Below are 22,308 nucleotides of genomic sequence, written 5' to 3'. Positions count from 1 at the left end.
TACCCTTGCGGGGTGTCAGCCTCACGTACAGAACGCCTCCTGAACCTGCTCATCGCCCTCCTCAACACCACCTACGGCCTGCGCCGCAGCGAGCTGAGGGACAAGGTCTACCACGACACCACCAGCACGGACGTCGCGTTCGGCCGGATGTTCGAGCGGGACAAGAACGAGCTGCGGCGCATCGGCTTCGACGTCGAGACCGTCACGGACAAGGGCTGGGGCTCGGACGATCCGGCCACCACCCGCTACCGGATCGGCAAGGAATCCAACCGGCTTCCGGACGTGAGCCTCACGCCGGCAGAGTGCACCGTCCTCATCCTCGCGGCCCAGCTCTGGGAACACGCCGCCCTGGGCTCCGCGGCGGTCAACGCCGTGCGCAAGCTGCAGGCCTCGGGGGGACTGGCCGACGCCGAACTCCCGGCCGGGGTGCAGCCACGGATCCGCCCCGCCGGCCAGGCCTTTGAAGACCTGGTCGCCGCCATGCACGCCCAGCACCCTGTCAGTTTCCGCTACCTCGCCGGGAGCACCGGCAAAGAAGAGGAGCGGCTGGTGGAACCCTGGGGTCTGGGCAGCCGCTTTGGCCAGTGGTACCTCGTCGGCCATGACCGGGCGCGCGGGGACAAACGCTTCTTCCGGCTCTCCCGCTTCACCTCCGCGGTGACCGTCCTGACGAAGGAACGCTTCGCCCCGCCGTCGGATTTCAACGTCCGCGAGGAACTCTCGTCCCTGCCGGAACTGCCGGTCCAGTCCGCCGTCGTCGACGTCGCGGCGGGCGCGCTGCACGGGCTCCGCACCCGGGCGCACGCCGCCGCACCCGGCCCTGCCGCCGCTCCGCCCCAGGCAGGACGCGACCGCCTCAGCGTGCCGTACCGGGACGTCGAGACCCTGGCGGAGGAGCTTGCCTCCTACGGGCCCCGGGTCCGGGTTGTCTCCCCGCCCGAACTGGTGACGTCCGTGCGGCGCCGCCTCACGGCAGCCGCGGCCTTTACCGCCGCGCCCGTCCCGGCAATCGCCTTCCCGGCGGGATCCCCGCAGGGCGGGGCGCCCCGGCACCCCCGCAAGCGCACCTCCGAGGACCAGCTCGCCCGGATGCTGCAGCTGGTGCCGTTCCTGGTACACAACCAGGGCCTCCACATCAGCGAAGTGGCGGCGAACTTCGGCATCACCCGGCAGGAGCTGGAGGCCGACCTCCGCATCCTGATCTGCTCCGGCCTTCCCGAGGGCTATCCGGACGACCTGCTGGACATCCAGTGGGACGACGACCACGTCACCATCAGCCAGGACCTCGACCTTAAACGGCCCGTCCGGTTCACCGTCGAGGAGGCCTGCGCCCTCCTCACCGGGCTGGAAACACTCAACGGCCTGCCGGAACTGGCCGAGGGCGGCGCGCTGGAATCCGTCACGCTCAAACTCATGGCAGCGGCGGGGGAGGAGGGGCTCAAAGCCGCCGCCCTGTCCGCCCCCGAGGTGGGCCCCGGCAACCTGGCCGCCCTGGAGACGGCACGGGAAGCGATCCGCAGCGGCACGCAGCTGCGGCTGCGCTACTTCTCCCCGCTGCGGGACACCGTCTCCGAACGCGACATCGACCCCCTGCGGCTGTATTCCCTGGACAACACCTGGTACCTGGAGGCCTACTGCCACTCCGCGCAGGGCCTGCGGAACTTCCGGCTGGACCGGATCGAGGCCCTGGCACCCACCGGCCGACCCGCCGCGGAAACGGCGAAAGCCAGCGACAGCGTCCCCGTGAAGCTCTTCACCCCCAACGACGACGACGCCGTCGTGGTAGTGGAGCTCACCCGCCGTGGCGCCGGCCTCGCCGACGAATACTACGCCGAGCGCACGGCGGAACTGCCCGACGGCGGGCTGCTGGCTGAAATCCGTTTCGGCAGCACCGACTGGCTGCCTATGTTCGTGGCCCAGCACGGCGGGACCGCCCGGATCCTGGAACCGGGCGGGGTGGCGGAGGCATCACGCCAGTGGCTTGCCGCCGCCCTGGCCCAATACGAGGACTAGCGGGCGCGGCGGATAGACTACTCAGCATGCCTTGGTGGTCCTGGATCGTGATCTGGATAGCGCTTGTCGCGTTGTCCCTGCTGTTCTTTGTTGTGCTCGGAGCCCGGTTGTACCGGCAGTTCATGGCGACGCTCAAAGACCTCGGAGAGGCGGCAGAGCGGTTCTCCACCGTCCCCGCCGCAGCCCGGCCGGCCGAAGCCGGCGACGGCGACCACCCCGCCGGGTCCGGCCACCAGGACGGCCTGGAGGACCGGCCCGGGCCCGGATCCGCAATTTTTGCGTCACCCGCGCAGATGCGACATGATTACCGCGCATCCAAGTTCGCCCGTCAGGACGCCCGCCGCCAGCGGCGCATCCAGCGCAAGACGGACCGCGGGCAGCCCCAGCGGCTGCGCGACATCGAATTCAGATAGACATCGACGTAGGATGTATTTCAACGAAAGGACCTCCCCCCATGAGGCTTGAAGGCTGGCATCTCATCATCATCATCGTTCTGGCTCTGGTGCTTTTTGCTGCACCGAAGCTGCCCGGCATGGCCCGGAGCCTTGGCCAGTCGATGCGCATCTTCAAGTCCGAGGTCCGGGAGATGAAGAAGGATGGCACCCCGGAGGCCGCCGACGGTTCCGAGCCGGTCGAAGGCCGCGTCGTCAACCACCCGAAGTCCGCCGGCACGGAAACCCGCGCCGGTGACGGAACCGACGTTCCGCCGCCGAACCGCGCCTAGTACCACGTGGCAGTAACCATGGGCCGCCGGTCGAACCCCGAGGGGAGGATGGCGCTCCTCGACCACCTGAAAGAACTGCGGAACAGGCTCTTCAAGTCCGCGATTGCCGTTGTCCTGGCCACCGTCGTTGGCTTCCTCGTCTACCAGCCCATGCTCGAGGCGCTGATCAAGCCCATCAGCGACCTGAACCGGAACGAGGGCCGGCAGGCGACGCTGAACTTCGACGGCGTCGCAAGCTCCTTCGACCTGATGATCCAGGTCTCCGTCTTCCTGGGCCTGATCATCGCCAGCCCCGTATGGCTGTACCAGCTGTGGGCCTTTATTGTCCCCGGCCTGCACAAGAAGGAACGCCGGCTGGCCCTGTCCTTTGTGGCCGCCGCCGTGCCGCTGTTTGTAGGCGGTGTGCTGCTGGCGTGGCTCGTGCTGCCGAACGCCGTCCGGGTGCTCACCGACTTCACGCCGTCCGGCGGATCCAACTTCATCAGCGCGCAGGTCTACCTGTCGTTTGTGCTGCGTCTCCTGCTGGCCTTCGGCATCGCCTTCCTGCTGCCGGTGATCCTGGTCGGGCTGAACCTTGCGGGAATCGTCAAGGGCAAGCAGCTGGTCAAGAGCTGGCGCATCACTGTTTTCCTGGTCTGCCTCTTCGCCGCCATGGCCGCGCCGGGAGCGGACGCAATGAGCATGTTCTACCTTGCCGGGCCGATGCTGCTCCTCTTCTTCGCCGCCATCGGGCTGTGCCTGCTCAATGACCGCCGCCGGGAACGCCGCGCCGTCAAACGCGCCGCCGAGACGGAAGCCACCGCGGACCAGGCGACTCCGAGCTCCGAGCTGGAGAATCTCTAGCCCGACGCGCACTAGGCTGGAAGCATGTCTTCACTATCCGGGCCTGCCTCGCCGTCTGAACGCTACCGCGCAAGTGCCGAGCGGGCCGCTGAAGCCAAAACCTATCTGGGCGGGTTCATCCGTACGCTGGCGTTCGAACTCGACGACTTCCAGCGCGAGGCGTGCCTTTCCCTGCAGGCCGGACGCGGTGTCCTGGTGGCCGCCCCTACGGGCGCCGGCAAGACGATTGTGGGCGAATTCGCCATCTACCTGGCGCTCCAGCGCGGTCTCAAAGCGTTCTACACCACCCCGATCAAGGCCCTCAGCAACCAGAAGTACTCCGAGCTGGCGGACAAGTACGGGGCGGACCGGGTGGGCCTCCTGACCGGCGACACCAGCATCAACGGCGACGCGCCGGTGGTGGTGATGACCACCGAGGTGCTCCGCAACATGCTCTACGCCGACTCCAGCACCCTGGCGGACCTTGGTTTTGTGGTGATGGACGAGGTCCACTACCTGGCTGACCGTTTCCGCGGCGCCGTGTGGGAGGAAGTCATCATCCACCTGCCGAGTGAGGTCCAGGTCGCCTCGCTGAGCGCCACCGTGTCCAATGCGGAGGAATTCGGCGCCTGGCTGGATACGGTCCGCGGGCAGACCGACGTGATTGTGTCCGAGCACCGGCCCGTGCCGCTCTGGCAGCACGTCATGGTGGGCCGGAAGATCGTGGACCTTTTCGCCGGGGACACCACCTTCGACGAGATCGCCCCGGAGGCCGGAAGCGCCGAGGCGGCGGCTACCGCCGCCTCGGCGACCGTAGCGAGCGCGGACACCGGCAGCCGGCCCGGCTTCGAGGTCAACCCCGAACTGCTGTCGATGGCGCGTGCCGAGAGCCAGATGAACTTCCGCGGCCGCTTCGGCCACGGCGGCCGCAACCAGCGCCGGCAGCGCCACCAGCACGGCCAGCGGGACGATGCCCAGCAGTCCGGCCAGCGCAGCCCCGTCCGGAAGGCAAGCCGCCCGCAGGTCATCGCAAGCCTGGACCGGCAGGACCTGCTCCCGGCCATCACCTTCATCTTCTCCCGCGCAGGCTGCGACGCCGCCGTCGCCCAGTGTGTGGCCGCGGGCCTGTGGCTCACCACCGAACAGGAGCAGCTCATCATCGCCCGGCGTGTTGATGAGGCTGCCCAGGACATCCCGCCGGACGACCTGGACGTCCTGGGGTTCTGGAGCTGGCGGGACGGGCTGCTGCGCGGGCTGGCCGCCCACCACGCCGGAATGCTGCCCACCTTCAAGGAAGTTGTGGAGAAGCTCTTCGTCGACGGGCTGGTGAAGGCCGTGTTCGCCACCGAGACCCTGGCGCTTGGCGTCAACATGCCGGCCCGCTCCGTGGTGCTGGAGAAGCTCGACAAATTCAACGGTGAGGCGCACGTCAACATCACCGCGGGGGAGTACACCCAGCTCACCGGCCGCGCCGGCCGGCGGGGGATCGACGTCGAAGGCCATGCCGTGGTCCTGTGGCAGCCCGGCACGGATCCGGCCTCGGTGGCCGGCCTGGCGTCACGGCGCACGTACCCGCTGAACTCCAGCTTCCGGCCCACTTACAACATGTCCATCAACCTGGTGGCGCAGTTCGGCCGGGCCCGGGCGCGGGAGATCCTCGAGTCCTCCTTTGCCCAGTTCCAAGCGGACCGCTCCGTGGTGGGCCTGGCCAAGCAGGTGCGCAGCCGCGAGGAGTCCCTCGCCGGCTTCAGCAAGGCCATGAGCTGCCACCTGGGGGACTTCACCGAGTACTCACGGATCCGGCGGGCGCTCACCGACACGGAAAAGAACGCGTCCAGGACCAGTTCCCGGGCCCGGAAGACCGTCACCGAGGATTCCCTGAGCCGGCTGCAGCCCGGCGACGTCGTGGACGTTCCCACCGGCAAGGCGCCCGGCCTGGCCGTGGTGCTCAGCTCCGACCACCACTCCCGCGAACCGCGGCCCGCCGTGATGACGCTGGACAACCAGCTGCGCCGGATCGGCACCCAGGACGTCGAAGGGCCGCTGGCCCCGATCACCCGGGTCCGGATTCCGAAATCCTTCAACGCCAAGGTGCCCAAGTCGCGGCGCGACCTCGCGTCCTCGGTCCGCAACGCCCTCCGGGAAAACCGGCCGCCGGCGCCGCCGAGCCGGAACGATGACTTCGGCAGGGCCGCGGCACAGCCGGACCAGGAGAAGAAGATCGCCCAGCTGCGCCGCGAACTCCGCGCGCACCCGTGCCACGGCTGCAGCGAACGCGAGGACCACGCCCGCTGGTCGGAGCGCTACTGGAAGCTCCGCCAGGAGACCGACGGGCTGGTCCGCCAGATCCAGGGCCGCACCAACACCATCGCCAAGACTTTCGACCGGGTGTGCGGCGTGCTCTCCAGCTACGGCTACCTGGAAACCTCCGACGCCGGAGTGCCCGCCATCAGCCCGGACGGGCAGCGGCTGCGCCGGATCTACGGCGAAAAGGACCTGCTGATTTCCCAGTCCTTGCGGCTGGGTGCCTTCAGCGACCTCGACGCCGCGGAAGTCGCAGCCCTGGCCAGCGTCCTGGTCTACCAGGCCAAACGCGAGGACCGCGGGCTGCGGCCCAAGATGCCGAGCGTCTCCCTCGAGTCTGCGGTGGACATCGTGGTGCAGGAGTGGTCCGTGCTGGAGGACATCGAGGAAGCCAACAAGCTCCCGCTGACCGGTGAACCCGAACTGGGCCTGGTCTGGCCCATTTTCAAGTGGGCCAAGGGCCGGCACCTGCAGGACGTCCTCAGCGGCACGGACCTGGCCGCCGGCGACTTTGTCCGCTGGGTGAAGCAGGTCATCGACCTGCTGGACCAGCTGGCAAAGATCCCGTCCCTTGACCCGCGCGTCGCGCGCCTGTGCGGCGACGCGATCAAACTCATCAAGCGCGGCGTCGTCGCCTATTCTTCCGTGGCCTGAGCGCCGCGGCCGGCCGTACGGCCGGGCCTATCCACCGCCGTCGAACCCGGCCGGCCCGTGCCGGCTGCCTGCAACCAAGGAGTTCCCTGCCCATGACCGATTCCCCGGCCACCCCCGCGCAGCGCAAAGTCACGCTGTATCGGAACGGCTCCGTCTACACTGCGGCCGACCCCTTCGCGACGGCGATGCTGGTCGACGGCGACACGGTCGCCTGGGTCGGTTCCGAACAGGCTGCCACGTCGATCGCGGATTCCTCCATGGACATCATCGACCTGCACGGCGCGCTCCTGGCGCCCGGATTCGTTGACTCCCACGTCCACCTGACGGAGACGGGCATTGCCCTGGACGGCCTGCAGCTCGGCGGCGTCCGCTCCGCGCGGGAACTGCTCGACGCCGTCGCCGCCTCCAGCGGTACCGGCACCGGCGGCACCCTGATGGGGCATGGCTGGGACGAGACCCAGTGGGACGAATCCGCCCTGCCCTCACGCGAGGAGCTGGAACGCGCCTCGGGCGGCCGCCCGGTGTATCTCTCCCGCGTTGATGTGCACTCGGCGCTTGTTTCCTCGTCGCTGGCGGCGGCTGCAGGCCTCGAGGGGATGGACGGCTCCGGCGCGGGGGGCCAGGTCAAGCGCGCCGCGCACACGGCCGCCCGGCTGGCGGCACGCCGTCTCCCCGCCGACGCGGTCCGCGGCTACCAGCAGCGGGCCCTCGCCGAGGCGGCCGCCAACGGCTACGTGGCCCTGGCGGAAATGGCGGCGCCACACATCGGCGGCGCCGAGGACCTCCGGCTCGCCGCAGCATGGAATGCGGGTCCGGACGCCGCGCCGGAGATCCTGCCCTACTGGGGTGAGCTGGCAACCTCAGAGAAGCACGCACGCTCCATCCTCGACGGGCTGGGCGTGCCCGTGCTCGGCCTGGCGGGAGACCTGAACATGGACGGGTCGATCGGCTCCCGCACCGCCGCACTGCGGGCGGACTACAACGACGCGGCGGGGGAGCGCGGCAGCCTCTACCTTTCGCCAGCGGAAGCCGCGGCCCACCTGGTGGCATGCTCGCTGCTGGGCGTGCAGGCGGGTTTCCACGTCATTGGCGACGCCGGCCTCGACGCCGCGCTCGAAGCGCTGGACCTGGCGGCAGCAGAGGTGGGCGAGCAGAAAATCCGGGCCGCCGGCCACCGGCTGGAACACGTTGAACTCGCCGATGCCAGCGCCATCAGCCGGCTGGCCAAGTATTCGGTGACGGTCAGCGCGCAGCCCGGCTTCGACTCCGCCTGGGGCGGAGACGACGGACTCTACCGCCAGCGGCTGGGAGACCGCGCGCAGGGAATGAACCCCTTTGCGTCCTTCTACTCCGCCGGCGTCCCGGTGTGCTTCGGCAGTGACAGCCCGGTGACGCCGCTGCGCCCCTGGGCCAGCGTCAGGGCCTGCCTGCAGCACAACAGCCCGGCGGAACAGATCTCCGCCCGCGCCGCGTTCCTCGGCCACACACGGGCCGGCTGGCGGGCCGCAAGGTACCGGAATCCGATGGCGGGCCAGCTGGTGCCGGGCGCCCCTGCCAGCTTCGCCGTCTGGGAGGTCGAAGAGCTTATGGTCCAGGTAGCGGACGGGCGCGTCCAGTCCTGGAGCACCGACCCCCGCGCCCGGACGCCGCTGTTGCCCGCCCTGGACACCGGCGCCGAGCCCGTCTGCCTGCAGACCGTCAGGGACGGCCGGGAGCTGTTCTCCAACGGCGCCCTCACCGGCTGACATCCGCTGCGGCAGATGCCGCCGGACAGCGGCCCGCCGCCGAAACTTGAGCGGCACCAAGGCGCCTCTGACCTGCGGCGATGGACGAAACGGCAGGTCACGGACCGGTTGACAGATCAGGGGTCGCCCGTAGCATTGAGGGTCACGGAGGGTCGCGGAAACCGCAGCCTCCGGACGTCCCCCGGTCGGTGCCAGGTTGCCGCGTTCACGGCAGCTTCCCTGGTTGTGGCCATGGGTACTCCCAGGGGGCGGGTCCACTTCGCAGCAGAAAACGGTTCCGGCGGCGTACTTGCACGCCCCGCCGCAACTGGCCCGAAGCGAGTGGACCTGCCCCGGGGACCGGCACCGGCCAGAGCCGGGTCCCGCGACTGCCTATAATGGACAGTTGCGCCTGATCTCCGCTGCCAGCGGTCCGTCCGGCGCTTGACCGCTCCCTCCAAGGAAAGGCCCGCTGTGCGCGTCCTCACCATCATCCCGACCTACAACGAGCTGGAATCGTTGCCCAAGACGCTGGGGCGCCTCCGCACTGCCGTGCCGGGCTCCGACGTCCTGGTTGTCGACGACAACAGCCCCGACGGGACCGGAGAGCTGGCAGACCGCATCGCCGCCGAGGACAGCCAGGTCCACGTCCTGCACCGGGCTGGCAAGGCCGGCCTGGGCGCCGCCTACATCGCAGGCTTCAAGTGGGGCCTCGACGCCGGCTACGACGTCCTCGTAGAGATGGACGCCGACGGCTCGCACCAGCCGGAGCAGCTGCCCCAGCTGCTGGAGGCCGTGGAGCAGGGCGCCGACCTCGCCATGGGCTCCCGCTGGGTTCCGGGCGGCAGCGTGGTCAACTGGCCGCTGTACCGCCAGGCCATTTCACGGGTGGGCAGCACGTACGCCCGGATCATGCTGGGCGTGAAGATCAAGGACGTCACCGGCGGCTTCCGCGCATTCCGGCGCGGCACCCTGGAGAAGCTGGACCTGGACACCGTCGACTCGGTGGGTTACGGCTTCCAGGTGGACCTGGCATGGCGCGTCGCCAAGCTGGGTCTGACCATCGTCGAACGGCCCATCACCTTCGTGGAGCGCGAGCTGGGCGCCTCGAAGATGAGCGGCAACATTGTGGTTGAAGCCATGGTCAACGTCACCAAGTGGGGCCTCGCCGCACGCTGGAACACCCTTGCCGGGAAGCTCCCCGGCAAAAAGGCCTGAGGACCGCAGCCATAGCAAAAGGGCCGGTCAAGTCGTCATTGACGACGTGACCGGCCCTTTTTGCTTAAAACCTACACGGCTGCTGCGGCCTAGGCGGAGCGCCGTTCGCCGCGGCGTTCGCGCAGGATGGTGAGGCGGTCCTCGAGGATCTGCTCCAGCTCAGGAAGCGAGCGGCGCTCCAGGAGCATGTCCCAGTGGGTGCGGACTGCCTTCTCGTTGAGGTTCACGGGGCGTTCGCCGTCGACGAGCAAGGCTTCCTTGCCTGTCTTCGATACCCAGACCGGGGGGATCTCCGCTTCGGAGGAGAAGGTCACGAACACCTGCTCGCCGTCCTCGCAGCGGTACTCGACCCGCTGGCGCGGAGCCGGTTCAACACCGGATTCGGTCTCCATGCTCTGTGCGCCGAGGCGCATACCCCGCAGGCTGCGATCGCTCATCTTTTCTCCCTCTATTCAATCCGCAGGGTCATGCCCTGCGGTGGCCGGGGCCGTGAGGCCTCGCCGGACTCGTGGTGTGCTGTTCGTTGCGTCTGCTTGTTTAGTCGAAACTGGATGCTTATCTCGAAAAGTCGTCACAGGATTCAACGTTTAGCGAAGCTGAATTGTTCCACCGGACTGAACCAGCCGGACAAATACACAATTATACCGGGTGCCGACACCCACGGTAAAGCCGTAGGGCCGCACCCGACGGCCCAGCTCCTGCCCGGCTCCTGCCCAGTGCCGGAAGGGGCAGCAGAACGGGGAGGCACCCGACGCGCGGATGCCTCCCCGTGAACTGTGGCTGCCTAGCCTTCCGGTGTGGCCGGGGCGTTCCCCGCGCCGGGTGCGGAATCTGCCGCAGGCGCAGGGGCAGTGGCGGGGGCGGGTGCCGCCGTGCGGGCCTGGGCCGGCGCGGTTTTGCCGTCGGAATCCGGGCCGAACAGCCCCTCCGCAGGCTGGCCGTCCTTGGCTCCGCCGAGGGCACTGCCGATGCCCTTGAGGGCTTCGCCGACTTCGCTCGGGATGATCCACAGCTTGTTCGCCGATCCCTCGGCGAGCTTGGGCAGCGTCTGCAGGTACTGGTAGGCCAGGAGCTTCTGGTCCGGGTTTCCCTTGTGGATGGCGTCGAACACCTTCTGGATGGCCTGCGCCTCGCCGTCAGCGCGGAGGATGGCCGCCTTCGCGTCACCCTCGGCCTTGAGGATCGAGGACTGCCGCTGGCCTTCAGCGGTGAGGATGGCGGACTGCTTGGTGCCTTCCGCCGTCAGGATGGCAGCGCGGCGGTCACGTTCGGCGCGCATCTGCTTCTCCATGGAATCCTGGATGGAGTGGGGCGGATCAATGGCCTTGAGCTCAACCCGGGAGACCCGGATGCCCCAGCGGCCGGTGGCTTCATCCAGCACGCCGCGCAGCTGCCCGTTGATCTGGTCGCGGGAGGTCAGCGCCTCTTCGAGGTTGAGGCCGCCGACGACGTTGCGCAGGGTGGTGGTGGTCAGCTGCTCCACTGCCTGAATGTAGTTGGCGATCTCGTAGGTGGCCGCACGGGCGTCGGTGACCTGGAAGTAGACCACCGTGTCGATCGAGACCACCAGGTTGTCCTCGGTGATGACGGGCTGCGGCGGGAAGGAGACCACCTGTTCACGCAGGTCGAGCAGCGGCAGCAGCCGGTCCACGAACGGGATCAGGATCGTGAGGCCGGGATTCAGCGTCCGCTGGTATTTACCCAGCCGTTCGACGACGCCGGCGCGGGCCTGCGGGACGATCCGCACCGCCCGGACCAGCACGATTATTACGAACGCAACGAGCACCAGCAGCACGATTGCGACTGCGATATCCATACATCACCTATTCCCCAGATTTGGTCTTGCCATGGTCTGCGGCGGTGTCCCGCCGCATGCCCGGGGCCGGTGCCGGCCGCCGGAATTCTTGTGCGTGCTATTGGGCGGCGGTCTCCGGCTGCGGGGCGACGACGGCGGTGGCGCCGTCGATCGCGCTGACCACGGCATGCTGGCCGGGGGCCAGGACTCCGGTCTCCGAACGGGCGCTCCAGACGTCCCCGCCGATCTTGACCAGTCCGCCGCTGGCGCTGACGGGTTCCATGACCAGGGCGGATTCGCCGATGAGGCGCTCGACGTTGCTCCGGCGGTCGGCCGGTCCTTTGTGGAGGTGCTTCAGCGCGACGGGCCGTACGAAGCCGATCATCAGGAGGGAGACCACACAGAAGGCGATGATCTGCAGGCCAAGGTCGGCGCCGGCCAGTGATGCGACGAGTCCGGCCAGGGCCCCGCCGCCGAGCATGATGAAGAACAGGTCAAGGGTGAGCATCTCCACCACGGCGAACACCAAAAACACCGTGAGCCAGAGGGCCCACCAGTTTTCAGGCAGCCATTCCAACATCTTTCCCCCTTCGCTCCCGGGGGCTGCAGGCACAGACCCTCAGTAACTGTGCTTCCATCCTAAGCCGAACGGCTCCGGCCGCGGAGGGCTGCGGAAGACGGGTGCCGAAAGTGGCCAACTCGTAACCTTCAGGTAACCGGACCGTGATGGTGAAGCGGCTCAAAGACGCTGATCCGGAAGCGGGCGGACACGTCCGTCACCGGCGGAAGTCCGGCGGTCATGGCTGCGAGCGCGCCGCGGTCCAGATGATGCCCGGCCGGGCCCATGAGGGCCAGCCTGCCGACGTCGGCCGGCTGCAGTGCGAGCGGCACATCCAGGTCCGTGGCGGAAAGGGCCGAAAAGCTGTGCCCCAGCGAGGCGGCGAGGCGCTGGTCCTTGGCCGGGTCGATCCCGAGCAGTCCCGCTTCGCCCGCGATTTCACCGAGGTGGCCGGGCCGGGGGGTCACCACAACGAGGCGGCCACCGGGGCGGAGCACCCGGGCGAATTCCGCCGCGTTGCGCGGCGCGAAGACGACGGTGACGACGTCGACCACCCCGTCCGGGACCGGCAGGGGCTGCCACACGTCGGCGACGATATTCACCGCTTCCGGGTTCAGCCGGGCGGCCCGGCGTAGTGCGAACTTCGAGATGTCCAGGCCCACGGCTTCCGCGCGCGTCCCGGCTGCCGTCAGCCGGTCCAGCAGCACGCGGAGGTAGTGGCCGGTGCCGGTGCCGGCGTCGAGTACCGTTCCCGGCGTCGCCGGGGTGCTGCCGGCGAAAGCCGGTAACGCCGCGTCCGCGACGGCGTCGGCGAGGGGCCGGTAGTGGCCGGCGGACAGGAAGTCGAAGCGCGCCGCCACCATGTCCGCCGAGTCCGCCTCGAAAACGGTGCCTTTGCCCACGAGGAAATTGAAATAGCCCTGCCTGGCCGGGTCGAAACTGTGCCCCGCCGGGCACACCAGCGTGCGGCGGGTCCCGCCGCGGAAGTGCAGGCGGTCCCGGCAGACCGGGCACAGCAGGGAGGCGGAGGAAGCGGGGGGCATAATGTCCATCCTAGGTGCGGCGCCGCCCCGGCGGGCACCACCGGGCAGGGCCGCCCGCGCCGGCGCAAACGTGAGGTATTTCACTGCCGGGAGAACTGGGGCTAGGCTCTCACTCGTGAAATCCGAACATCTTCCTCTGCTGAATTCCGTGTCCGCCCCTGCCGTCCACCCGGACGGGACCTGCGCCGTGGTCTCGGTGGTGCGGCCCGACTTCGACGCCGACTCCTACGTCGGCCAGCTGTGGACGGTGCCGCTGGGCACGTCCCCGGACGGCGGCCAGCCGGCGCGCCGGCTGACCCGCGGTTTCCGCGACACGGCCCCCGCCTTCTCGCCGGACGGACAGTCGCTGGCGTTCCTGCGGGCCGCGGCCGGCGGCAAGCCCCAGCTCCACATCGTGGAGGCCGGGGGCGGGGAGCCGCAGCTTGTCACGGCGGCGCCCCTGGGCGTGACGGAGTTCGCGTGGTCGCCGGACTCCAGGCACGTTGTCTACAGCGCCCGCACCCCGGAAGCCGGCCGGTACGGCACCACCGACGGGGTCTCCGCCGGCGGCGAGGACGCGCGGCTCATCACGGATTACCAGTACCGGATGAACGGGGTGGGGTACACGGCGGACAAGCCGGTGCAGCTCTTCCTCGTTGAGGCGCCGGAGCCGGGCGCGGAACCCAAGGTGGCGCCCGCCGGCCGGGCCCTGAAGGCCGCGTCCGCTGAACCGTCCGCTGCCGGGGAGCAGGCCGCGGGTGCCGCGCTGCTGCCGGCGGCGCGGCAGCTGACTACCGCAGCCACTGACCACAACGGCGCGTCATACAGCACCGACGGCCGGGCCATCTACTTCACAGCCGCCCTGCACGAGGGCAGCGACGCCGATCTGGCCAGCGGCATCTACCGCATTCCGGCGGGTAAATGCCCCCCAGGAACAGAAACGGCAGCGGAACCGGAGGCGATCGTTCCGGCCAACACCGGCCGGCTGGCCGTGCACGCCGTACGCCAGTCGCAGGACGGGCAGTGGCTGTTCTTCCTCGCCCAGGACATGGGGGCCACGGGCCAGGACTTCGTGGCCCGCAACACCGCGCTGTACGTGATGCCAACGGCCGGCGGTGACGCCACTCGGCTCAGTGACGTGGAGACGATGGACCTTGGCTCCAATGGCAGGATCGAGCTGCGGGGCCCGGACTCGGCGCTGGTGCTGAACACCTCCCGCGGAACGGTGGAGCTGGTGGAGTTCTCCGCTGCCGGGAACCAGGAAGTGCTGGTGGACGGCCCGCGCACCGTCATCGGGGCGGCCGCCGGCGGCGGATCGCTCGTGGTCAGTTTCGCCGATGCGCAGACCGCCGGGGACGTGGCGGTGCCCGACGGCGGGCGGCTGCGCGTCCTGACCGATTTCTCCGGGCGGCTGCGCTCCGAGGCCGGCATCATCGAGCCGGTGGAGCTCACGTTCCCCTCGGCCGACGGCTACCCGGTGCACGGCTGGCTGGTGCGGCCTGCCGGGCCGGGCCCCCACCCGGTGCTCCTGAACATCCACGGGGGCCCGTTTGCACAGTTCACGGGTGCGCTCTTCGACGAAGCGCAGGTTTATGCCGCCGCCGGATACGCCGTCCTGATGTGCAACCCCCGCGGTTCCGCAGGGTACGGGCAGGCCCACGGCCGGGCCATCAAGGAAAAGATGGGCACCCTGGACATGCAGGACGTCCTGGCCTATCTTGACGGTGCGCTGGGCAAGTTCGACGAGCTCGACGCCGGCGCGGTCGGCATCATGGGCGGCTCCTACGGGGGCTACCTCACGGCCTGGACCATCAGCCACGACCACCGGTTCAAAGCCGCCATTGTGGAGCGTGGCTTCCTGGATCCTGTCAGCTTCACCGGCTCCTCCGACATCGGCTGGTTCTTCGGCGGCGAGTACACGGGCCGCTCCGCCGAGCAGATGGCGGCGCAAAGCCCGATGGCGCGGGTGGAGCAGGTGCGCACCCCGGCCCTGGTCATCCACAGCGAAGAGGACCTCCGCTGCCCGGTGGAGCAGGGCCAGCGGTACTTCACCGCGCTCAAGCAGCTGGGCGTGGAGTCCGCGTTCCTGGTCTTCCCGGGAGAGAACCACGAGCTCTCGCGCTCGGGAACCCCGCACCACCGCAAGCAGCGCTTCGACCAGATCCTGGCGTGGTGGGCGCGCTACCTGCCGACGGCGGCGAACCCCGCCCCTGCCGCGGGCTCCTGAACCGGCTCAGCCGCCCGGCAGGAATCCAAGTTCCTGCCGGGCGAGGCTGATGTCCGGCTGCGCCCAGCGCGCGGAGTATTCGGCGTTGCTGCTGATGGACCGCAGCTCGGCGCGGTCCAGATACAGGATGCCGTGTACGTGGTCGGTTTCGTGCTGGACAATCCTTGCCTGCCAGCCGCTGAACTCCCGCTGCTGCGCGTTCCCGTCCGGGGCGGTGAAGTCCAGCCGCACCGCTTCGGGCCGGGCGACGGCGGCCTGGAGCCCGTTGACGGACAGGCAGCCTTCGTAGAACGCGACGGAGGATCCGCCCAGCGCCTCGTAGGACGGGTTGAGCATGGCGAAGAACGGCAGCGGCTCCCGGCCGCGGACAGCGGCGACGTCGGGGTCGACGTCGAACTGGTCCTCCAGCACCGCAAGCTGCAGCGGGATGCCGAGCTGCGGCGCTGCCAGTCCAACCCCGGGGGCCTTGTGCATGACGCTGCGCATCAGGTCGATCAGCTGGCCCAGTTCGGCGTCGCTCAGCTGTCCGTCGAAGGGCGCGGCGAGCTGCCGGAGCACCGGGTGGCCGGCCTGGACGATGCCGGGAAGCACCCCCGCGGTCAGTATCTGCTGGACAGTTTCGTGGATGCGGGCGGCGCTGAAGTCAGTCGGCTTGGCGTCAGGAGACATGGCAACAGACTACTGGCGTCCGCAAGCCGCCGTCATGAATTCGTAAATGCGGCCCCGCAGGAGCGTGCCGGCGTCGATCTTCAGGACGCCGTCCCGGCCGCCCACGGACACCCTCAGCGGCAGCAGTGTTCCCACTTTGTCGTCGGCGATTGCGTGCGGATCGCAGCGGGCGGGCCGGATGCCCAGCCCGAAGTGCTGGGGGGCGCCGCCCGTGTGGACCGACACGGACCGCGGCCAGGGGGCTGCGGGGTCTTCGCCGAGGAGGGTGGTCCCGTCGATCCAGTTGATCGTGAGGGTGGACGTTGAGTCGGGGTTCACGGCGCCGGGGGTAGTGCGCGGTGTGATGACCAGCCCCAGGATGGCGCTTTGCCCGTCGGCCGACACCGCCAGCTCGGGGTCCAGCCGGATTCCGGCGACGGCGGCGGCAGCTGCCGCGAGGCACATCTCCGCGTTGTTACGGCCCAGCACGCCGTAAGGGTCGGCGGCGGGCACCGTGGCGGCGGCCATGGCCGCGTCGAGGTCCAGTTTCACGGTGGCGCCCTCGTCCGGGCCGGCCGTCTGGAGCCCGCATTCGGGATCGCGCAGTTGGGCCGGCAGGATCTTCGTCTGGCCGGGCGGCAGTTCGATCCCGCCAGGCGTTGCCGGCCATTCGATGGTCTCGGCGAAGAGCGCGCTGGTGAGCCCCGCGCCGAGGACGGTCACCGGGCCGGCGGTGGTGTTCGTCAGCTGGATGGCGATGATGTGGTTGCCGTAGTTGTCACGGAGCTGGTTGATGGTGGCGGTGACCGGGCCGGCAGGGGCAACGGCAGCCGCCGTCGAAGCCTCCAACGCAGCCGTGGCAGGCGGTGCGGACGGACCGCCGGCGTCGGTGGGTTCCGTGGGGCCTGCGCTGCAGGACACGGTCAGGGCCAGGACCGCCGCCGCGGCTGCGCTGCGCAGGACCGGGAACCGGGACCGGCGGGCGGGACGGACGGCGGGACGGATGGCGGAGCGCAGAGGCAGCGGGGGTACCCGGAGCAGGGGAGGGAAACAGCCCATGGGGCCAGTGTATTCCGGCGCAGCCCCGCAGTGGTTGTGCTTTCCTGTGACCGCTGTTCCCGCCCTGATGGGCCCTGCCGGGCCGAAATGGCGGCGCCGGCGGGCGGGGTTGGTTAGTGTCGATCCATGACTTCTTCCGGCCCCGTGGCCCAGACCCCGTTGAATTGTGTGCTCGGCCTGCTGCGCACCCTGGAAGCAGGCGGCGGCGCGGAGGCCGTCGCCCCCTTCCTGGCGGAAGACTATGTGCTGCGCGAGGCGCCGCATCTGCTGGCTCCCGCCGGCGCGACCCGCAGCCGCAGCGACGTGCTGGCCGGGGCGGACGCTGCGCGCGGCGTCGTCTCCGGGCAGCGTTTCGAGGTGCAGCGGACCACGTGTGAGGGCAGCCGGGTTGTGGTGGAAGCCGAGTGGACGGCCACCACGCTGATGGACCTGCCCCACTGGGACGCCGGAGATGTGCTCCGCGCGCGGATCGTGTCCGTCTTCGAGGTCCGGGACGGCCGGGTGGCCAGCCAGGACAGCTACGACTGCTACTTCACACCCGCCTGATCCCCGGACGCCTCCCGGAAAATAGAACCGCGCGGCTTACTGCATGGTGAAGCGGCGTGCCGCGAATCCGTTCACCGCGGGTACGGCCCCGGCCGCGGCGATGGCGCGGCACCGCACCTGCCAGCGCAGCCCCGGCAGGGGCCGCCCCAGCGCCATGTTGATCTCGGACTGGCGCACCGCGCGGGCGGCGGCGGCCATGCGGCGGGCCTCGAAGTCCCGCAACGCCGCCACCGGAGGTGTGCCGCGCAGCCAGTCGAGGACCACGGGAGCAAGTGCGGCGGCGTCCAGCCAGCCCAGGTTCATGCCCTGGCCCCCGATGGGGCTGATCTCGTGCGCGGCGTCGCCGATCAACACCGTGCGGCCGGCCACCATCCGTCGCACCAGCCGCGACCTGACCCCGAACCGGCTCAGCATGCTGTTGCCCGCCGGATCCACACCGATGCCGGTCCGTTCGCGGATCCTGTCCGCGAGCCAGCCGGCGTCCCGGGCATTGCCGGCATTCCCGGACCCAGCCAGCCGCACCACCCAGCGGCGCAGGTTCCCGGGCAGCGGGAAGGACTCCACGATTCCCGCCGGTTCGAGGAACAGAGCCGCGTCGGGGCCGAAGCCGGTGGAGTCGGCGAAGTCGCCCATGAGATAGCTGTCCGAATAGTCCCTGGCCCGGACCGGGATGCCGGACTGTGCGCGGACGGCGGACCGGACGCCGTCGGCGGCTATGGCGACGGCGGCCGTGTACCGGACCGGAGCCCCGTCCGACGTGGCATCCACGGTGACCCGGGCGCCGTCGTCGTGCACGTGCGTGACGTGCACACCGCGGTGGAGGGCTGCGGGGTCGAGGTGCCGGACCCGCTGCTCCAGGAGGGCGGCCGTCCGGGCCTGCGGCAGGGCGAGGACGAACGGGAAACTGTCCGAGACCCCGGCAAAGGACATCTCAGCAAGTGTCCGGCCGCCGGCCAGGGCGAGGCCGCGCCGGATCTGCACCCCCTCCGCCACCAGGCCGGGCGCCAGGCCGATGCCCTGCAGCGCGTCCAGCGACGGGGGATGGATCCCGATGGCCCGGGAGTGCGGCTCGGCGTAGGTGCGTTGTTCCAGGACCCGGACGGTGACCCCCTCCTGCAGCAGCAGGGCCGCCGTGAACAGTCCCACGGGTCCGCCGCCGATCACCAGCACATCAAGCACGGGCGGTCCCGGCTGCTCGTCCGTCTGTCGTCACGTCAAAGACCAGCAGGTTGCGGAACGGTGCGCGGCGGCGGACGTCCCAGCCCGGGGGAGCGGCCGCCTGGAGTTCGGCGGGGGTGTAGCTGCGGCGGATGGACGTCAGCCCGTCCTGCCGGATGTAGGAGCCGGTGAAGGGAAGGGCACCGGCGTAGAAGAGGGCGTAAGCGGCGGGGCTGCGCCGGAGGTCGTTGTGGATGACCCTGCCGCGGCAGAGCGCGGCCGACTCGGCCAGGAATCCCGGCAGTTCGTCCTCCGCCAGGTGGTGCAGCACATGGTTGGATACCACCAGGTCGAAACTGAGCCCCTCGGCGGCTAGATCGGCGGCCGTGGCCTGCCGGAACGTCACGCCCGCGGCCGTGTGGCGGGCCGAGGCGAAGCGGCTGGCCCGCGGATCGGGATCGATGGCGGTGATCTCCAGGCGGAGCGAGTCCCGTGATGCCCAGCGGGCCAGCATGACCGGCACGTCCCCGCCCCCGCAGCCGATGTCCAGCAGGGTGGCCGGCGTGCCCCGGCGGAGCCCGGGCCTGATCTGGGAGACATAGATGCCCCGCCAGCCGGACACCGCCCGGTTGACCAGCGCAAACTGTGCGTAGGTCCGGTCCAGCCGGGCAGGGTCACAGCCGGGCAGGTCCATTTCCTCGACGGCGTGGGCCGCCCGCGACTGCAGGAGGTCCACCGGGCCTCAGGCCAGCGCCGATTCCGGCTGCGCCGCCTCGGACTCCGAGACTGCCGCAGGCCGTGCGGCCGGCTGGGCTGCCTCCCCGCGGCCTGGGCTGGCCAGCTTGGTAAACAGCGCGGTTTCCACGGTCAGCCCCGGGCCGAAAGCCATCGAGCAGATGCGCTCCGCGCCTCCGTCGGGGCCTTCCGCCGGGGGAAGGTCCAGGATGTGCCGGAGGACAAACAGCACGGTGGCGCTGCTCATGTTCCCGTAATTGCGCAGGGTTTCCCGGGCGGGCACCAGCTGCTCGTCGCTCAGGTCCAGCCGGGACTGCACCTTGTCCAGGATGCTGCGGCCGCCGGGATGGATGGCCCAGTGCCGGATGTCGCGGTAGGGGAGTCCCGGGAGGTGCGGCTCCCGGGAGAGGAGCGGTTCCAGGGCGCTGATGATGTGGTCGTCGATGATGTGCGGGACGTAGTTGCCCAGGACCATCTCGAATCCTTCGTCCCCGATGTTCCACGCCATGGATTCCTCACCCACCGGCGTCAGGACCGTCTCAAAGTGGTCCAGTTGCAGCAGCGCAGGGTGGTCCGGGTCCTCGCGGGCGGTCACAATGGCCGCCGCCGCGCCGTCGGCGAACAGGGCCGAGCCCATGATGGTGTCCGGGTCATTGGAGGTCCGCACGTGCAGCGAGCAGAGCTCCGCGCAGACCACCAGCACGACGGCGTCCGGGTCCGCGTCGCAGAATGACTTGGCGGCCCGCAGCGCGGGGAATGCCGCGTAGCAGCCCATGAATCCGAGGTGGTAGCGCTGCACCGCGGGATTCAGGCCCAGGGCGCGGACGATTTTGTAGTCGGGTCCGGGGTTGAAAAACCCGGTGCAGGAGACCGTTACGAGGTGAGTTATGTCAAGTAAACTGATTTCCGGGCAGGCTTCCAGGGCCTTGGCGGCCGCCTCGACGAAGAGTTTGGTGGCTTCAGTGGCGAAGATATCGTTGCGGGCTTTTGTGCTGGGGCTGAGCAGCAGGCCGGTGCCGGCGTCGAAGAACTGCGGGTTTTCGGCCTGGCGGTCACTGGTCAGTTCCGCCACAGCGGTGTAGCGGGTGTCGATGGCGGCGGAGTCAAAGCAGGTGGCGACCAGCCGGGTGCCGAGCCGCGTCAGGCCCGGCTGGGCGGCAAAAACATCGCGGGCTTCGGTTTGGACCAGGACAGTTGGCGGGACAGCGGTTTCGAGGGACCTCAGGTAGACCGTCATGGTTCATTCTCAATGAGGCTGGCGCAGATGACAATGGAACAGTCCGCAGAGATGCCTGTGATTCCATCGGTCAGGAACTACCGGAGAACCCGCCCGGACAAGCCCTCCTGAGGCAGTTACCAGAACGCCGATAATCAACATTATGTCAACTTGAGTTGATTCAACTGCAGAATTTGCCCACCAGGCCTCGGTGATGCGCCTCCCCCTTTACGCCGGCGCATGCATTTGACATCCGCACTGTTGCAGAGTCCGGGCTCCGTGCGATCGAGCGCCGCGCTTCGGTCCGGGGCATGAATCGTCGACAACGAGCCTGAGTCGAGCAGGACTTCCAGCAGGGTGCTCGGCCAGGGCGGTCATTCGAGGCTGGACAGCGATCCAGCGCACCAGCCACAATCCCCCGCTATTGAGGCCCGCGCGGCCTAGACAAACTACTAAGCATGCATAACACTAGACAAACTAGCGAAATTTGAATGGATCGTGGAGTGACAGTGACGGCGACGGTATCTGCAGGTGTTAGGTCACCAATGGACGACAACCAGAAAGAGGAACTCGTGCGCCTGCTTGCAGCCGTGGCATCCGCCGACCGACCTTCGTTTGAGAGGTTCTATACGCATACGTCTGCTCGCTGCTACGGCCTCATCCGCCGGATCATCCCGGAAGCGAAACTGGCGCAAACGGTCCTCGAGGCGACCTATCTGGCCATCTGGTGCGAGGCCCCGGCCTACAGGCCCTCGGAGGGTACTCCGCTGACGTGGGCGCTGTCCCTTGCCTACAGCCAGGCAATCCAGGCACGCGCTCATTACTTGCCTGCTCCCGCCAGCGCCTGACTAAGTTCATGCCGTCAGCGGACCCGGGGCGCTGCGTTCTTCTCGTTCTTGCTGTCGATCCTCTTGCGTCTCCGCACACCGGCTAAAGCCGCGGCTGCCACAGCTGCGCCGGCCACCAGCGCGGCAACCCCCGGTATTGGGTGGTCCGGAATGTTCCGGACTGCAACCGCGACGAGACCCCAGCTGACGGCTGCGGCATAGGCGAAAGACACCGGCCGCCGCCACGCAATGGCGCCTGCTGCCGCACCGGCTCCTAGCAGCACCGCCGAGCTCCACGCCTCCACCCCGGGCCACGGTGCGCGGATACCGGCTGCGATGAGAGCTTCACCCCCGCCGGCGACAGTGGCGACCGATATCCAACCGGCAAAAAGTCCCAACGGCACGCGCACCAGCCAGTGATCCCGGCTTGTCCGGGCTCCGGTTTCCTGCTGCGGACTCGACCGAAGATACGCCGTCAAAGCAGCCGTCGTCGTTGCGGCAATGAGCACCAGTTCAAGGCCGGGGATGTCCTGGGTCCACACCCAGAACCCTGAAATCCCCACGGCGCAGGCGGTGGCCCATCCGGTCCGGCGCAACAGCGGATCACGGCGTTGGGCCGGCAATACCTGGTAAATGGCGTGGCTGAAGAGACCGGCGTATATCGGAGTCCAGATAGCGAAGGCATACCCGGACGGCAGCACCAGGCTGGGGCTGGTCCTGCTGTCCCCGTAATCCCCGCTCACGCCAACCAGGAACCCGCCGCCTATGGCGCCTGCTGTCACAATCTGACGTACTAGATCCCGGTCCGGCATCAGCTGACCTGCTTTCGGTAGACCCCTCCATGATGCCTTCACTGCATCAGCCAGGATAGAGCCGTGGGGCTGACCGGTCTCTTGACATCCGCAGCTGCGCGTCCCCATACTCCGTTGACGCGAACATTCCCACGGCCCCTGGAGCGCGCATGCCCCTGCATGTCCGACCTTTTGCGACGACGCTCGCGCTCGTGGCGCTGTCCTTGCCGACCCTGTCCGGCTGCACCCCATCCCCTCCCCCGCCG

General features: G+C 69.1%; 20 protein-coding genes. 10 read left to right on the top strand and 10 right to left on the bottom strand.

Going from position 1 to position 22,308, the window contains the following annotated elements:
- Window positions 1–12 precede the first annotated feature (12 nt).
- The 7 genes from AR539_RS13750 to AR539_RS13720 all read left to right on the top strand — a co-directional run bounded on the left by AR539_RS13750 (window position 13) and on the right by AR539_RS13720 (window position 9,459).
- Window positions 13–2,013 (top strand): helix-turn-helix transcriptional regulator, encoded by a 2,001-nt coding sequence (locus tag AR539_RS13750; protein WP_066437932.1) that lies wholly within the window; start codon window positions 13–15, stop codon window positions 2,011–2,013.
- Between the two features lie 26 nt (window positions 2,014–2,039).
- Window positions 2,040–2,426, top strand: coding sequence for a hypothetical protein (locus tag AR539_RS13745; protein ID WP_066437928.1), 387 nt, complete (start codon window positions 2,040–2,042; stop codon window positions 2,424–2,426).
- A gap of 41 nt (window positions 2,427–2,467) precedes the next feature.
- Window positions 2,468–2,737: a Sec-independent protein translocase subunit TatA gene (tatA, locus tag AR539_RS13740; protein ID WP_066437925.1), complete on the top strand. Its 270-nt coding sequence runs from the start codon at window positions 2,468–2,470 to the stop codon at window positions 2,735–2,737.
- A gap of 6 nt (window positions 2,738–2,743) precedes the next feature.
- A complete protein-coding gene (gene tatC / locus AR539_RS13735) occupies window positions 2,744–3,580 on the top strand; it encodes a twin-arginine translocase subunit TatC (RefSeq protein WP_157361019.1) in 837 nt (278 codons plus the stop codon).
- Window positions 3,581–3,604: 24 nt separating this feature from the next.
- On the top strand, window positions 3,605–6,517 hold the full coding sequence (locus AR539_RS13730) for a DEAD/DEAH box helicase (protein ID WP_066437920.1): 2,913 nt from the start codon (window positions 3,605–3,607) through the stop codon (window positions 6,515–6,517).
- A gap of 92 nt (window positions 6,518–6,609) precedes the next feature.
- A complete protein-coding gene (locus tag AR539_RS13725; protein ID WP_066437917.1) occupies window positions 6,610–8,262 on the top strand; it encodes an amidohydrolase in 1,653 nt (550 codons plus the stop codon).
- A gap of 453 nt (window positions 8,263–8,715) precedes the next feature.
- Entirely contained in the window at window positions 8,716–9,459 is a 744-nt protein-coding gene (locus AR539_RS13720; protein ID WP_066437914.1) for a polyprenol monophosphomannose synthase, read from the top strand.
- An 89-nt stretch (window positions 9,460–9,548) separates the two neighbouring features.
- Here AR539_RS13720 and AR539_RS13715 read toward each other — a convergent pair whose 3' ends face one another.
- The 4 genes from AR539_RS13715 to AR539_RS13700 form a co-directional block, all read right to left on the bottom strand.
- Window positions 9,549–9,896 (bottom strand): RNA polymerase-binding protein RbpA, encoded by a 348-nt coding sequence (locus tag AR539_RS13715; RefSeq protein WP_056429445.1) that lies wholly within the window; start codon window positions 9,894–9,896, stop codon window positions 9,549–9,551.
- Window positions 9,897–10,243: 347 nt separating this feature from the next.
- A complete protein-coding gene (locus AR539_RS13710; protein ID WP_082699368.1) occupies window positions 10,244–11,275 on the bottom strand; it encodes an SPFH domain-containing protein in 1,032 nt (343 codons plus the stop codon).
- Window positions 11,276–11,372: 97 nt separating this feature from the next.
- Window positions 11,373–11,834, bottom strand: coding sequence for an NfeD family protein (locus AR539_RS13705; RefSeq protein WP_066437912.1), 462 nt, complete (start codon window positions 11,832–11,834; stop codon window positions 11,373–11,375).
- 128 nt (window positions 11,835–11,962) lie between these two features.
- Window positions 11,963–12,856: a methyltransferase domain-containing protein gene (locus AR539_RS13700; protein ID WP_066437909.1), complete on the bottom strand. Its 894-nt coding sequence runs from the start codon at window positions 12,854–12,856 to the stop codon at window positions 11,963–11,965.
- Window positions 12,857–12,971: 115 nt separating this feature from the next.
- Between AR539_RS13700 and AR539_RS13695 the strand changes: the two genes are divergently transcribed.
- A complete protein-coding gene (locus AR539_RS13695) occupies window positions 12,972–15,062 on the top strand; it encodes a S9 family peptidase (protein ID WP_066437906.1) in 2,091 nt (696 codons plus the stop codon).
- Between the two features lie 6 nt (window positions 15,063–15,068).
- Here the strand turns inward: AR539_RS13695 and AR539_RS13690 are convergent, their stop codons facing one another.
- Window positions 15,069–15,731, bottom strand: a complete 663-nt coding sequence (locus AR539_RS13690) for a peptide deformylase (RefSeq protein WP_066437903.1) — start codon at window positions 15,729–15,731, stop codon at window positions 15,069–15,071.
- Between the two features lie 9 nt (window positions 15,732–15,740).
- Window positions 15,741–16,769 carry a hypothetical protein gene (locus tag AR539_RS13685; protein WP_231728616.1) on the bottom strand — a complete coding sequence of 343 codons (1,029 nt, stop codon included), beginning with the start codon at window positions 16,767–16,769 and terminating at the stop codon, window positions 15,741–15,743.
- A 126-nt stretch (window positions 16,770–16,895) separates the two neighbouring features.
- Between AR539_RS13685 and AR539_RS13680 the strand changes: the two genes are divergently transcribed.
- Window positions 16,896–17,315, top strand: coding sequence for a nuclear transport factor 2 family protein (locus AR539_RS13680; protein ID WP_066437896.1), 420 nt, complete (start codon window positions 16,896–16,898; stop codon window positions 17,313–17,315).
- A 36-nt stretch (window positions 17,316–17,351) separates the two neighbouring features.
- Here AR539_RS13680 and AR539_RS13675 read toward each other — a convergent pair whose 3' ends face one another.
- Genes AR539_RS13675 through AR539_RS13665 form a run of 3 tightly spaced genes read right to left on the bottom strand, consistent with a single transcriptional unit; the run spans window position 17,352 to window position 20,445 of the window.
- Window positions 17,352–18,494: an FAD-dependent oxidoreductase gene (locus AR539_RS13675; RefSeq protein WP_066437894.1), complete on the bottom strand. Its 1,143-nt coding sequence runs from the start codon at window positions 18,492–18,494 to the stop codon at window positions 17,352–17,354.
- Entirely contained in the window at window positions 18,487–19,209 is a 723-nt protein-coding gene (locus AR539_RS13670) for a class I SAM-dependent methyltransferase (protein ID WP_082699367.1), read from the bottom strand. The genes AR539_RS13675 and AR539_RS13670 overlap by 8 nt, the downstream gene beginning before the upstream one ends.
- Window positions 19,210–19,215: 6 nt before the next feature.
- On the bottom strand, window positions 19,216–20,445 hold the full coding sequence (locus AR539_RS13665) for a type III polyketide synthase (protein WP_066437888.1): 1,230 nt from the start codon (window positions 20,443–20,445) through the stop codon (window positions 19,216–19,218).
- 524 nt (window positions 20,446–20,969) lie between these two features.
- Between AR539_RS13665 and AR539_RS13660 the strand changes: the two genes are divergently transcribed.
- Entirely contained in the window at window positions 20,970–21,272 is a 303-nt protein-coding gene (locus tag AR539_RS13660; RefSeq protein ID WP_066437885.1) for a hypothetical protein, read from the top strand.
- A gap of 14 nt (window positions 21,273–21,286) precedes the next feature.
- Here the strand turns inward: AR539_RS13660 and AR539_RS13655 are convergent, their stop codons facing one another.
- Window positions 21,287–21,994: a hypothetical protein gene (locus AR539_RS13655; RefSeq protein WP_157361018.1), complete on the bottom strand. Its 708-nt coding sequence runs from the start codon at window positions 21,992–21,994 to the stop codon at window positions 21,287–21,289.
- Window positions 21,995–22,308 lie beyond the last annotated feature (314 nt).

It is taken from the genome of Arthrobacter sp. EPSL27 (genome assembly GCF_001512305.1).
Classification (GTDB): Bacteria; Actinomycetota; Actinomycetes; order Actinomycetales; family Micrococcaceae; genus Arthrobacter.
The sequence above is the reverse complement of the archived record's forward strand: the minus strand, read 5'-3'. Positions and strand labels throughout refer to the sequence as shown.

Excerpts from the sequence above, each read along its gene's own strand:
- AR539_RS13745 (WP_066437928.1), top strand. The coding sequence starts at position 2,040 with ATGCCTTGGTGGTCCTGGATCGTGATCTGGATAGCGCTTGTCGCGTTG.
- tatA (WP_066437925.1), top strand. The coding sequence starts at position 2,468 with ATGAGGCTTGAAGGCTGGCATCTCATCATCATCATCGTTCTGGCTCTG.
- AR539_RS13730 (WP_066437920.1), top strand. The coding sequence starts at position 3,605 with ATGTCTTCACTATCCGGGCCTGCCTCGCCGTCTGAACGCTACCGCGCA.
- AR539_RS13725 (WP_066437917.1), top strand. The coding sequence starts at position 6,610 with ATGACCGATTCCCCGGCCACCCCCGCGCAGCGCAAAGTCACGCTGTAT.
- AR539_RS13715 (WP_056429445.1), bottom strand. The coding sequence starts at position 9,896 with ATGAGCGATCGCAGCCTGCGGGGTATGCGCCTCGGCGCACAGAGCATG.
- AR539_RS13710 (WP_082699368.1), bottom strand. The coding sequence starts at position 11,275 with ATGGATATCGCAGTCGCAATCGTGCTGCTGGTGCTCGTTGCGTTCGTA.
- AR539_RS13705 (WP_066437912.1), bottom strand. The coding sequence starts at position 11,834 with ATGTTGGAATGGCTGCCTGAAAACTGGTGGGCCCTCTGGCTCACGGTG.
- AR539_RS13700 (WP_066437909.1), bottom strand. The coding sequence starts at position 12,856 with ATGCCCCCCGCTTCCTCCGCCTCCCTGCTGTGCCCGGTCTGCCGGGAC.
- AR539_RS13690 (WP_066437903.1), bottom strand. The coding sequence starts at position 15,731 with ATGTCTCCTGACGCCAAGCCGACTGACTTCAGCGCCGCCCGCATCCAC.
- AR539_RS13685 (WP_231728616.1), bottom strand. The coding sequence starts at position 16,769 with ATGGGCTGTTTCCCTCCCCTGCTCCGGGTACCCCCGCTGCCTCTGCGC.
- AR539_RS13680 (WP_066437896.1), top strand. The coding sequence starts at position 16,896 with ATGACTTCTTCCGGCCCCGTGGCCCAGACCCCGTTGAATTGTGTGCTC.
- AR539_RS13665 (WP_066437888.1), bottom strand. The coding sequence starts at position 20,445 with ATGACGGTCTACCTGAGGTCCCTCGAAACCGCTGTCCCGCCAACTGTC.
- AR539_RS13660 (WP_066437885.1), top strand. The coding sequence starts at position 20,970 with ATGGACGACAACCAGAAAGAGGAACTCGTGCGCCTGCTTGCAGCCGTG.